The organism is Daejeonella sp., from assembly GCF_044342615.1.
GTDB lineage: Bacteria > Bacteroidota > Bacteroidia > Sphingobacteriales > Sphingobacteriaceae > Daejeonella.
This window is the reverse complement of sequence record NZ_JBIIPN010000074.1, coordinates 1-12,741: the sequence shown is the minus strand read 5'-3', so window position 1 is coordinate 12,741 and position 12,741 is coordinate 1. Positions and strand designations below refer to the sequence as shown.

Below are 12,741 nucleotides of genomic sequence, written 5' to 3'. Positions count from 1 at the left end.
ACGCCTGTAATTTCTTTTTGCACAAAATGCAATTGGAAAGATTTTTGGGCGTTCACCGGATTCTTGATGTCATAACCAATAATTCGGAGCGCGTCGAGATGATTAAATGTTTCGGGTACAGAATCAACTAAAATAGAGTCTTGCCATAATCCAAAACCATTATCTGCTAATTTTTTCCATGGGAAATTGATATTGGGATCAACTTTTCTACCCGGAGCAATGTCTGAGTGACCAATAAAATTTGCTGCAGGAATACCGTGGGACTTTTTAAGTTTTGCCAATACCTCTAGTAGACTATTGATTTGTGCTTCCGAAAAGTTTTCAAATCCATTATTGTCTAGCTCAATACCTATGGAGCCAGAATTAATATCCGTTAAATTACCCCATTTTGCTGCTCCGCCATGCCAAGCTCTTAAAAGATCATGCAACATTTGATAAATCTTTCCATCTCTACCAATAACATAGTGAGCACTTACTTGTGTTCTAGGTAATGTGAAAGTTTTAAGGGTTTGCTCGGTTGAATTTTGAGCGGTATGGTGAATAATCACATAGTTAGGCTTTCTAAGTCCGAAATTAGTAGTACCTACAAATTCCTCGCCACCAGGGTTAATTGGCTTAGTGCGAATCACTTTACTAAGCTCTTTTGTTTGTTTTTTATAGACCTTATTCGTAGGACCATAAGGATTTGTTGAACAAGAGGCTAGAATAGTACTTAATCCTGCAAAAACTAGCAATGTTGACTTAAAACGCATAATAATATACTAAATTTTTGGGAAAATACAAAATTCTAATCATTCAATGGCAATGATTTCTTGTAATTTACTTCTCCTTTATTTCACTACTCCAGAAATACTTGATTTTGTATGAGCGCTAAAGATTCCTACAGCTCCATTATTGAAATTGGACTTGGGGTTAGCAGGTGCCACTGGCGGACCACCCTCTCCTTTAATTTGCTTCAAAGCGAAATAATATTTAAATACATTTCTGTCTATTGATTGCATTTCAACTTGGATGGTATCTCCTAATTTAATATCCTCACCCTCATTTATAATAAGATCAGAAACCTCATTTCCATCATTAAAACGATCTTCCGAAACAAAGTCTTCCTGAACTTTTCTATTTATTTTTAAAACGTATCTGTATTGATTTTGAATACCCAGGGGATCTTTATAAAAAACAGATGGGAAAATACTCGTGCTGCCAAAGAAGCTCAATCTTTTAAACCTTAGCGAATCTGGTGTTACAGGCATGGGCATGGTAGAATTTGCGCTATATACCCTGCCATCGACTAAAACTTCAAGTTTATAGGTATTTCCGGGTATACCTTTAAAATCGGGACTTTTATAAAGTCCGTCAGCTACTTCTAAAAAATCAATTTTTACACCAGAAGAGCTGCTTAAACTTATTTTAGCTCCTTTAAGTCCGCTAAAAGTGTTAGCCTTTGTAAAGTCAATAGTTTTAGAAACCCTAACAAATTGATTTTCTAATTGATTAGTTACGCTACCTTCAATTACAATAACTGGTTCCGTATTTTGCAGATTGAGCTCAATTACATCTTCGCAAGACGAAAAGAGGAATAATGAAACAATGGAAAGCAGTAAATAATTTGCTTTTGAAAATTTAGATATCGCGATTGTTTTTTGATTTAAATTCATGATTAAAACTTAAAGTTCCAAGTAATTGATGGGATGATACCGAAAAGAGTTGTTCTTACGGCTTGTGTTCTACTCTTATCGTCTGGGTCGTCTCTAAAATCGATTGAATAAGCATTTTTACGATTGTAAAGATTGTAAACGCCAAAAGACCAGCTAGATTGAAGTTTTTTACCTGGTTTTCCTTCTAAAGTAGCAGAGAAATCAAGTCTGTGATAATCAGGCATTCGATCAGAATTACGCTCTGGGTAGTAAAATACCGTATTCCCATTCAATTGGTATTTACCTGAAGGAAAAGTTACTGCATTACCAGTATTATAAACAAAAGTTGATGAGAAAGTCCAGCGATCACTTGCCTTATAAATACCAACTAATGATAAATCATGTGTACGATCTTGTTTTGCTAAAAACCATTTACCATTATTTATGTCGTTAAACTGACGTTCAGTTTTTGAAAGTGTATAACCAATCCATCCATTGATTTTGCCATAGCGCTTTTTTAAAAACAACTCAATTCCATAAGCCCTGCCATCTCCGAAAAGCAGGTCGGCTTCTACATTTCTATTTCCGCGAAGATCTGTTCCGCTTCGGTACTCAATCTGCCCTTGCATTTGTTTGTAGTAAATTTCTGCAGAGAACTCATAATTATCATCCTTTAAATTTCTGAAATAACCTAGCGCTATTTGATCAGCAATTTCTGGTCTTACATTATTGCTATTCATAATGTAAAGGTCTGTTGGTGAGCCAGCAGTAGAATTAGACATGAGGTGTAAATTCTGCGTATTACGGGTGTAAGAGCTTTTAATTGACGAAGAAGGGTTTATTTGGTAGCTTAACGAAAGTCTTGGTTCAAGATTGATATAAGACTTAACAAGATCTCCACCTGAATAAGTTTTGGTAGATAAGACATTTCCATCTGGATCATAATTAGAAAAGCTTCCTGGACCTAAGAGAAAAAACGAACTAGCTCTTAGTCCGTAAACCACATTAATACGATCATTCATTTCCCATTCATCAGAAATGTAGGCTGCAATTTCATTGCCTTTACGTTTTTCAACGGTTACCTCATTCACGCTTGAAGTTTCACTTGCCGTGATATCACCTGGAGAAATAGTATGTTGAATTAAGTCGACTCCAAAGCGAATGTTATGGCTATTATTTAGAGCTAATTGAAAATCTTGTTTTAGGTTTAAATCTCGAATAGATGAGTTTACCTTGAAATTATTTTCTTCTAAAAAATTCTCAATTACATAGTTGTAATTACTGTAAATTAGGGAGGTGTTTGAAAACAATCGATTACTGTATAAATGGTTCCATCTCAATGTTGCTGTAGTATTTCCCCAACCAAATCCGAAGGTTTCACTCAATCCTAGTTCATCACGACCAAAATATCCAGATAGATAAAGTGTGTTTTTATCGTCAATTTGATAGTTTGCTTTGGCATTTAGGTCGTAGAAATAGAGTGTATTATTTTTAATGGAGCTATCACCAGAAAATGCTAAAAACGCGTCTGCATAGGTTCTTCTACCGCTAATCATGAATGAACCTTTATCTTTAACAATAGGTCCTTCGAGCTTTAATCTAGATGAAATTAATCCAATTCCTCCCTCTGCGGTATATTCCTTTTTATTTCCGTCATTCATGCGAATGTCTAAAACAGATGATAATCTTCCACCATACTGAGCGGGCATACCACCTTTAAATACACTTACATCTTTTATGGCATCTGAGTTAAACGTGGAGAAGAAACCTAATAAATGTGATGCATTATAAACTGGTGCTTCGTCAAGCAAGATTAAATTTTGATCGGTTGATCCACCACGAACATAAAAACCGCTATTTCCTTCACCTGCCGACTTAATACCGGGTAATAATTGTAGTGTTTTTAAAATGTCGCGCTCTCCAAAGAGTACGGGTACGTTTCTAATTTCACTGAGATTAATTTTAGCAAAGCCCATTTGCGCATTTACCACATTATCATTCCTTTTTTCAGCACTAATTATAATTTCATCAATCACATTATCTGAAACCATATTTAGGTCTAGTTTAGTGTCTGCGCTGATGGTAATTTTTTTCAAGATTGTTTTATATCCAATATAACTTACGCTTAGATCATAAGTCCCAGAATTTAATTTATATGAAAAAAATCCATAGGCATTTGTGCTAGTTCCTACTTGTGTTTTTCCATTAAATTTTAGGCTTACACCAATTAAGGTTTCTCCAGAAAGAGAATCTCTTACCACTCCATTTATAGTATAACTCTCTTGTGCTAAACTATTTGCAGAAAAAACAAATAAGAATGTGATAGAAATTAGGAATGATTTTATTAGGTGCATTCTGTGTAAATTAAAATAGAAGAAAGAATTTTGTCTACTATATGAGGTATATCTAATTTTGTAAAGTTAAAACAATTTATGAATCAATTTTTCAGAGGAATGTAAGATAATAGATTATTGAAACAAGCATCAAGCTTTGAGAACTAAGCTTTTTTTCAATACATAGCCTAAGGAATAACCTAAAGCTTTTTTAATGACATTCTAATTTACCAATACTCTTTATTGTAAAATCCTTGAAACAACAAAGCCCTCAAATAGAGGGCTTTATAAAGTCATTTTTGTTAAAAATCAAAGGCTTGCTTCAGATAAAATTTTCTGGTTTAAGCGAATGTATTCAACATTTTTAACTGCTTTTGCTGCTTCTATACCCGCTTTTGCAGTTTTTGCTGCACCAGCTTTATCTCCAGTTTTTAACTGGATACGTGCTTTCTGATATTTGAACCAGGGTGCTTTAGGATCTGCTGCCTCTGCCATGCTAATCCACTCTAATGCTTTCTTTAAATCTTTACCATTTTCAAAATAATATACTGCAGCAGGATAATATGGTTTTTTATCCGTTTTCATTGCCTCCTCGATACTGGCCATCACCTTTGCATCAACATCCGTAGTCATTTTTACAGAAACCTTAAAATTATCCCAAACTAAATCAAGATTAGCACTCGAAGGCATCACATTACTAAACTGAATGCTGAATGTTTCTGTCTTTTCACTTACTTGAGTAGGCTTCACTTTATATCGTAAAACATCTTCCGATTGTTTGTACTCATAAGAGCCCCATTGCTTGGTTTCTTTATTTAAGATAATAGTCCATTCATCCTTGCCTGGGATAGTAAAAATAGCATATTCGCCTGCTGGAACGGCATTTCCTTCTATGCTAACCGCATCCGTAAAGGTGATAACTGTAGCATCATTTGCACCTGTACGCCATACCTCACCAAAAGGAGCTAAATCTTTTTCTACACTCCTTCCTTTAATATTAGGGCGGGAATATTTGACAGTTACTTTTCCTAATCCAAATTCTTGAATAATTGTTTGAGAGCTACTTGATTGCGGCATTTTAAGCTGTGCAAAACTACTTTCAGAGAACATAGTTAATAATGCGGCAGTTAAAAGAACTAATATTTTTTTCATGTTATTTAGGTTAAAAATAATGATCTAATTTATTGGATTAAAGATGAATATTTGTGTCTAAATTGTAAAAACCGAAAATTAAGCACTTACAATAATTTCTTTCCAATACCCGCTATCTTCAGCATTTAAAAACTTCGCTTTAGGCTTTATATCGAGAAATGGGTATTTAACCCTAGATAGGAACAGTCCCTGCGGGTGTGCTGGTAAGATTTTATCAGGGATATTTCTTGATATTAGGTGACTTTCAAATTCGTCTACGCTGAGCGTATTGTCGCCAATTTCGATTAATTTTCGGGCAATAATTCGAATCATGCGACCTAAGAATCTATTTGAAGAGATGCTAAATCGTATCCTATCTCCTTCTTGATTTACAAAAAGCTGAGCCGATGAAACGCGACAAATGGTATGTTCATTTTTGTCGGGAGATTTACAAAATGCCCGGTAATCTTCATATTTAGGCAGTAGATTAACTGCTTTTCTCATTTGATTTAAATCAAATTCCTTCCTTAAATAAAGGGAACTACTCTGACTTAAAAAGGGATCTTTATAGGTATGAATAAAAAAGTCGTAAGATCTTTGGATGGCATCAAATCGAGCATGTGGTTCTCCATCAACTGGAATTATGTCAAAAAGAGCAATATCATCTGGAAGGATTCGGTTTAGTCTAAAAAAGAGGTCGAAATTCCATGATTTATCCATATCCATATGAAAAAAATACTGGCTCGCATGAACACCGGCATCAGTACGACCGCAACCGTAAATTGTGATGGGTTTTTTAAAGATTTTAGCAAGTTTTTCTTCGATTATTTCTTGTACACTGAGCTTATCGGGTTGCCTTTGCCATCCAAAATAATTGCTTCCTTTGTAGCCAATATGTACGAAATATCTCAAAATTGATAATTTAATTTGCTAAGCTAATAATGAATTTTTAATTCTAAGCCCTTATCGTAAAGGTTAATTATTTAAAAATTTTGTATTTTTGTATTTCGCTTTCCTATAAAAGCATAAATAACAAGCTATTATTATGAGAACTATTGTGATTGTTGGTGCAGTTGTACTTTCTGGTGCTGCCATTATTGGATTTATGGTTAATGAAAGAAATAAAGAAGCTCAGCCTTCATTTTCTAGTCAAGGAATTCCTCAAATGTCTACGGATACATCAGGTACTACAAATACATCAGGCAATCTTACACTCAATCCAGCACATGGTAAGCCAGGACACCGTTGTGATCTTGCAGTTGGTGCACCATTAACAGGTGATGCGAAAACAGGAATTCCTTCAGCTGGAATGCCAACAACAGCTATTTCAAGCACAGCTACAACAGGTCAAGTAAATAGTACTACACAAGCAGCACCAGCTGGCGTGACCCTAAATCCAGCCCACGGACAACCAGGACACCGTTGTGATATTTCTGTAGGTGCTCCTTTAAACTCTGTCCCTAGTAAGTCGGTAGCTACTACCCAAACACAAACTGTTAAATCTGCTCCGGTAACTCAAGCTGCCCCTGCGGGTTTAAAAGTAAACCCAGCTCACGGACAACCAGGACACCGTTGTGAGCTTGCAGTAGGTGCCCCTTTAACAGGTAGCGCTGGTTCAAAACTTACCACAGATTCAATAAAGTAATTTGAATAGTATAGAACTAAACAATAAAGCTTTTGTTTGATATTATCCGTATTGGAAACTCTTCCGATAAATTAAGGCTGTTTGGCAATTAAGAGAGATATTTTACTCTAGAGGACCAGTTTAGAATTTATTATTTTACTCGCTTTTTTAAATAATTGGACTGATATTTACGCCATTGAAAATGAACAATGGAAAAAGATATTGCCGAGAGTCCTAAAATACCTTCCAATAATATAAACTCAAGTAAAGCTGGAAAAGCCGTTTATCCGATTCTTATTGCAATAAGTATATCACATTTACTAAATGATACATTGCAGTCAATAATTCCAGCTATTTACCCGGTTGTAAAGGAGTCTTTTAGTCTTAATTTTGCACAAATCGGACTCATAACCCTTACTTTTCAGCTTGCAGCATCTATTTTTCAACCTTTTGTAGGATTTTATACCGATCGTAAACCAAAACCATTTTCATTAGCGATTGGAATGGGATTTACCCTTATTGGCTTAATTTTACTATCAGTAGCACCTAGTTTTGAATTTCTAATTTTCTCTGTTGGATTAGTGGGTATTGGCTCTTCAATTTTCCATCCAGAAGCATCCAGGGTTGCTCACATGGCTTCTGGTGGTAGGAGAGGTATGGCACAATCTGTATTTCAATTAGGGGGTAATTTCGGAAGTTCTATTGGTCCGCTATTGGCTGCTCTTATTATCGTTCCCTATGGTCAATTAAATATTGTTTGGTTTTCGGCACTTGCAATTTTGGCGATTTTCATTTTGTTTAATATTGGAAAATGGTATCAAAGGAAGGTGAAAATTAAGGCAAGAAGGCCGAGTGTTGAGCATAATATATTCCATAATCTTTCCCAAAAGAAGGTCTTTATTTCAGTCGGCATTTTGATGGTTTTAATCTTTTCAAAATATATTTATCTAGTGAGTATGACTAGTTATTATACTTTTTATATGATTCATAAGTTTGGCGCTTCGGTACAAGATTCACAGGTATATCTTTTTATTTTTTTATTTGCTATAACTGCGGGGACTATTATTGGTGGACCATTAGGCGATCGAATTGGTCGTAAATATGTGATTTGGGGATCAATTTTAGGTGTGGCGCCTTTCTCCTTACTATTGCCTCATATGAATTTGTTCTGGACTGTTATTTTGACAATTCCTATCGGTGTGATTTTAGCTTCTGCTTTTTCTGCAATACTGGTTTATGCTCAAGAACTTTTTCCAGGTAAGGTGGGGATGATTTCTGGTCTATTTTTTGGCTATGCCTTCGGGCTTGCAGGAATTGGTTCTGCACTTTTGGGTAGTTTGGCCGATCGTACAAGCATCGAATATGTTTATCAAATCTGTGCCTATCTTCCCTTGATTGGTTTAATTACCGCTTTTTTGCCCAATATTGGAAAAGATTAATCTTGGCAATTTCTCACTGTCTTTGAAATAAGAATTCACAAAAAAGGAGATTAGTATACTAATCTCCTTTTAATTTTTTTCTTAAGAATATTAATTGCTTTCCTTAATCCAGAGTGCGATATCTTTAATTAAATTGATATCTACATTTGCTGGCAAGCGATATTGTGCGCCATTACCTTTTTCCTTTTGAACAGATAAAAGATGATTTAAATCTGGATAAAGTTTAAACATCGTATTTTTATTTCCTGCCAATCCTGATTTCCAGATTTCAAAATCACGTACAGAAACTTGAAAATCTTTCTCACCCTGAACAACTAAAACGCGATTTTTAAGTTTTTTAGCTGTCGCCAATTGATCGTGATTATTTAGATCAAGCCAGTAAGATGCAGGAGCACCAAGAATTACTGAATCGGGTGCAATAGCTCCAAGTTTTAAAAGCCTAGTTTTATCGATATCAATTACCGATTCAAGAAACTGCTGCTTCCCTGCTGCACTGGTATCGCCCGATGCTTTGTATAAATATTCATTCTGTTCGGTTATCAAATCGGCAAATTTTCTCGCCGGCGCTGCGGCTAAAATAATACCTTTCAAACTAGGTGCTAAACTTGCGATCCTAGGTGCTAACATTCCGCCAAGGCTATGCCCGAAAACATAAATTTGAGCTTTATTTACACCTGGAAGGGTACCAGCTAAGGTGATTGCTGTTAATGCATCGTCAAGAACCTCCTCCTTTACGGTAAATGCTTTATTGAATGTGTTTGGATAAATCATGGAGCGCTTAACATATCGAATGCTAGCTATACCTTGAGCCGCCAAACCAGCTGCAAGGTCTTTAAAAGGCTTATTTGAACCCACAGACTCATCCATGTCGGCAGGTCCAGATCCATGCACCATGATTACAACCGGAAAATTTGTGCTGTTTTTAGGACTAGTAAACATTCCAGCCATTTCTCCTTCAGCAAACTTAATTTTTACTTCTTGTTCTTTGTATAGGCTTGTATCTGCGTAGCTCGGCAACGCATACTCATTCTCCACTGGCTTTTGTGAGATAAAAAAACCGACTAATTTTTCTTCCTTGTTAAAAACAAATGTGAAAGGTTGAGATCCTCTCGAGAAACCACAGGTTAATACCACTTGATAATAATCTCCTTGAATAGAACTTTTAGCTCCATCTACAGATTGGTAGGTTCCTAAACTATTCTCAAGTCTAAGCCAAAATAATTTTAGCTCGTCTAATGAAATCTGACTTTTTACGCTTTCATCCATAAAATCACGTGCTTCTTCAAACTTGCCTTGATTCATAGTTTCGAAAAACTGATCAGCACGATTCATAAGTGATATCACGCTTTGAGAAAAACTCAGGTGACTAATTAATAGGAGTACAAATAGTGTTTTTAAAAATTTCATTTTACAATTGAATTGTTTGATTCAGGTTTGAAAGATAAGAAAATTAAGGTTGATGTTATTCGTAAATAAATTAGGCTGCAATTTTAGATTTAAGAAGGCTAAATTTTGGACTATTCCTATCAATAAAGTATTCTACTACTAATTTCTTTATTTATGATTATGTAGCTAGGATATTTTATTAATTCTTTCCCTAACATAAAACTAGGCCTTATTTTAATGGTTACCATGCTTTTTTTCTCCTTTGGGCCGCTTTTGGCTCCCGACATAAAGTCTAATAACTCTTCCATCGTTTCCCCGTTTGATAAAAAAGAATAAATATTTGAACTTATTTGCACTGGAATAATGTTTGTTGCACCGGCTTCTAAATTTATCTTTTCGTCTACCATTCCAGTCGCAATCTCTTGTCCCTTTACTAAAATAATATAGTCAAACTGATTAATGACTGTACTTTTACTTGTGGGATTATAAATGCTTAAATTAACATTAGCTTTCAAAGGAATATTTTTTCTTAACATCGCCAAAGCTAAACCGGGAGCGCTACTCAAATCAAATGTTCTATTTTTAAATAATGCGGTCATGTCTTTTCCTGCTAGGAAAATATTATCTGCCGATTTAATATTATATGTACATTTTTCAAGAACGTCTATTTTTCTGGATATACCACAGCCTGATGCTAAAAATGTAATAATGTAAATTAAAAGGTATTTTTTCATGCTTAGCTTAACGCTTATTTTGTGCCAAATTATACCTTTTTCATAATAATTCAGTAAAATACCTTAAATATCAGACCAATTTGGCCTTTATGTTCTATTTTTATGAGAATATATCAAACTCATTTCTATTATCATGATTAATTCCATCAAGTTTAATTTTTTTCTAATTCTGTTGAGTATGTCATTCTCCATATCAATTGCTCAGCCAACTTTAAGTAATCATAGCTTTTCAAAAGACAATAATCTGATTGGTACTGTGAGCTTAGCGGGAAAAATGACAAAATTTGAGCTAATTGGTCAAAATGCACATTTATTTAAGCTAAAAGGCAATAAACTTTTTATCGCTAAAGAAAATATTAAAGCGAATATTCAATATTATGACCTTACAATCAGGGCTTTAACACCTTCCGGACAGCAAGAACAAACATTCAGATTGGTACATGATGAATTCATAAAAAACAGGGTTATTGCGCATCGCGGATCGTGGAAAAATACAGGAGCAAGCGAAAACTCAATCGCTGCTTTAGAATTTGCCATTGGCATGGGGTGTCAGGGATCTGAATTTGATGTGCACATGACTGCAGATTCAGTATTGGTAGTGAATCATGATCCAACTATCCAAGGTAAAACTATTCACAATACTAATGCGTCTGAATTGCTTGATTTAAAATTAGCTAGCGGCGAAAATATGCCTTCTTTGGAATCTTATATTAAGGCTGGTATGACCCAAAATAAGACTAAACTAATCTTAGAAATTAAGCCTACAATAAATAAAGAAAGAGCGATAAAGCTTACTCATAAAGTAATGGATTTGGTGCAGCGACTTAAAGCTCAAGCTTGGATTGACTACATCAGTTTTGATTATGATATCTGTTTGGAGTTGCTTCGTCTTGATCCATATGCTAGGGTGGCTTATTTGAATGGTGATAAATCGCCGGAAATATTAGCAAAAGATAAATTATGGGGACTAGATTATAATCAAAGTGTATTTCAAAAAAACCCCAATTGGATTGCTCAGGCAAAAGAAAAAGGCTTGACTATCAATACTTGGACCGTTAATGATCCAAAATTATTGCAATTTTTTCTGGATCAAAAAATAGACTTTATTACAACTAATGAGCCCGAATTACTTCTTAAAATGACTGTTAAATAGTTTAATTAAGGCTAAATATTCGCAAATTTGCATTTGAAAATCAAAATTAGTCTTGGCAATAAAGAATAATCAATTTCCTCAAATAACAAATTTCATTTCGATGATGCGGACTTCTTTCGCTTTATTGAAATTGAATGATCCTTTGCGGATGGGCGCTGCAACGGCTTTTTTTGCCACATTTGCCTTGCCTCCCATTTTGATTATTTTCACTCAATTTTTCCGTTTTGCTGTCGACCCGAATGAGCTTAGCTCCGAATTGATTGATCGAATAGGGCATATTTTAGGTACAAGCAGTGCACAACAATTGGAGGGTGTTTTAGTAGCTGTAAGTGGATTAAGTCATAAATGGTACATCACTTTTTTCGGGTTTATCTTTTTAATGTTTGTTGCTACTACTCTTTTTGAGGTAATTAAAAATTCATTAGGCCAAATTTGGGATATCAGGGTAATGCCAAAACCAGGTATTGGTTTCCGATTGAAATATCGATTAAGATCTTTGATTGTTATTTTCCTTGCTGGCGCTTTATTCATAGCGGGATTAGTACTAGAAAGCTTTCAAGCAATTATGGGCAATTATATAGACCAGATTTGGGGAGGAGGAGGCTGGTTTTTTAATCGTTTAATTAATGAACTTGTATTCGTTGTTGCACTAACTATTTGGTTGGCCTTTTTATTTCGTTTCTTAACTGCTGGTCGCCCAACATGGAAAATTAGTCTAATAGGAGCTTTTTTCACTGCCATCTTATTTACCATTGGAAAATGGATTTTAGGTTATCTTCTTATTGGAAGTAATATCAGTACAATTTATGGTGCATCCGGTTCAATGGTGCTCATCATGTTATTTGTTTTTTATTCGGCTATGATATTTTATTATGGAGGCTGCTTTGTAAAAGTGTTAAGCGATACCTTCGACTCACCCATTAGGCCAGTTAGGAAGGCATTTGCGATTGAAACGCAAGTAATTAAAGCGGAATAATATTTTATAATTGTATTTTTTTGTACAATAATTTAAAGAAAGGCTTTCATGAAAAACACGATAAAGTACCAAACTATTGATGAATATCTAGATTCATTCCATCAAGATCTAAAAAACAAGCTTCAGATACTAAGATCAACTATACAAGAAGCTGCACCTGATTCAACCGAAGCAATTTGCTATCAAATGCCAACGTTCAAATTAAACGGAAATTTGGTCCATTTTGCTGCCTATAAAAGCCATATTGGATTTTACCCGGGCCCTTCTGCAATTAAAGCGTTTGTTGATGAATTGGCTCCTTATAATTTATCAAAAGGCACGATTAGATTTA

At 34.9% G+C, this 12,741-nt stretch carries 12 protein-coding genes; 5 read left to right on the top strand and 7 right to left on the bottom strand.

Translation table 11 applies throughout. The features are described 5' to 3' along the window. The 5 genes from ACIQ0D_RS07810 to truA all read right to left on the bottom strand — a co-directional run. On the bottom strand, nt 1-752 hold a 752-nt coding region (locus tag ACIQ0D_RS07810), incomplete at its 3' end, for an N-acetylmuramoyl-L-alanine amidase (RefSeq protein ID WP_395804390.1). Nucleotides 753-830: 78 nt separating this feature from the next. After that, a complete protein-coding gene (locus ACIQ0D_RS07805; RefSeq protein ID WP_395804388.1) occupies nt 831-1,655 on the bottom strand; it encodes a DUF4249 domain-containing protein in 825 nt (274 codons plus the stop codon). Between the two features lie 2 nt (nt 1,656-1,657). Continuing rightward, complete coding sequence (locus tag ACIQ0D_RS07800) at nt 1,658-3,988, bottom strand: carboxypeptidase-like regulatory domain-containing protein (protein ID WP_395804386.1); 2,331 nt, start codon at nt 3,986-3,988, stop codon at nt 1,658-1,660. A 288-nt stretch (nt 3,989-4,276) separates the two neighbouring features. Continuing rightward, on the bottom strand, nt 4,277-5,119 hold the full coding sequence (locus ACIQ0D_RS07795) for a DUF2911 domain-containing protein (RefSeq protein ID WP_395804384.1): 843 nt from the start codon (nt 5,117-5,119) through the stop codon (nt 4,277-4,279). A 78-nt stretch (nt 5,120-5,197) separates the two neighbouring features. Beyond that, nucleotides 5,198-6,010: a tRNA pseudouridine(38-40) synthase TruA gene (gene truA / locus ACIQ0D_RS07790; protein WP_395804382.1), complete on the bottom strand. Its 813-nt coding sequence runs from the start codon at nt 6,008-6,010 to the stop codon at nt 5,198-5,200. 133 nt (nt 6,011-6,143) lie between these two features. Here truA and ACIQ0D_RS07785 point away from each other — a divergent pair, with 133 nt between their 5' ends. Together ACIQ0D_RS07785 and ACIQ0D_RS07780 are read left to right on the top strand one after the other, a co-directional pair. Then, entirely contained in the window at nt 6,144-6,743 is a 600-nt protein-coding gene (locus tag ACIQ0D_RS07785) for a hypothetical protein (protein WP_395804380.1), read from the top strand. A 188-nt stretch (nt 6,744-6,931) separates the two neighbouring features. Beyond that, nucleotides 6,932-8,161 (top strand): MFS transporter, encoded by a 1,230-nt coding sequence (locus ACIQ0D_RS07780; protein ID WP_395804378.1) that lies wholly within the window; start codon nt 6,932-6,934, stop codon nt 8,159-8,161. Nucleotides 8,162-8,251: 90 nt separating this feature from the next. On the opposite strand, the gene ACIQ0D_RS07775 is transcribed toward ACIQ0D_RS07780, so the two are convergent. Then, nucleotides 8,252-9,568 carry a DUF3887 domain-containing protein gene (locus ACIQ0D_RS07775; protein WP_395804376.1) on the bottom strand — a complete coding sequence of 439 codons (1,317 nt, stop codon included), beginning with the start codon at nt 9,566-9,568 and terminating at the stop codon, nt 8,252-8,254. Nucleotides 9,569-9,687: 119 nt separating this feature from the next. Next, entirely contained in the window at nt 9,688-10,281 is a 594-nt protein-coding gene (locus ACIQ0D_RS07770; RefSeq protein WP_395804374.1) for an LEA type 2 family protein, read from the bottom strand. 178 nt (nt 10,282-10,459) lie between these two features. Here ACIQ0D_RS07770 and ACIQ0D_RS07765 point away from each other — a divergent pair, with 178 nt between their 5' ends. The 3 genes from ACIQ0D_RS07765 to ACIQ0D_RS07755 form a co-directional block, all read left to right on the top strand. After that, nucleotides 10,460-11,434, top strand: coding sequence for a glycerophosphodiester phosphodiesterase (locus ACIQ0D_RS07765; RefSeq protein ID WP_395804372.1), 975 nt, complete (start codon nt 10,460-10,462; stop codon nt 11,432-11,434). 100 nt (nt 11,435-11,534) lie between these two features. Beyond that, nucleotides 11,535-12,410, top strand: coding sequence for a YihY/virulence factor BrkB family protein (locus ACIQ0D_RS07760; protein ID WP_395804370.1), 876 nt, complete (start codon nt 11,535-11,537; stop codon nt 12,408-12,410). Between the two features lie 48 nt (nt 12,411-12,458). Beyond that, a partial coding sequence (locus ACIQ0D_RS07755) for an iron chaperone (RefSeq protein WP_395804368.1) occupies nt 12,459-12,741 on the top strand: 283 nt, incomplete at its 3' end.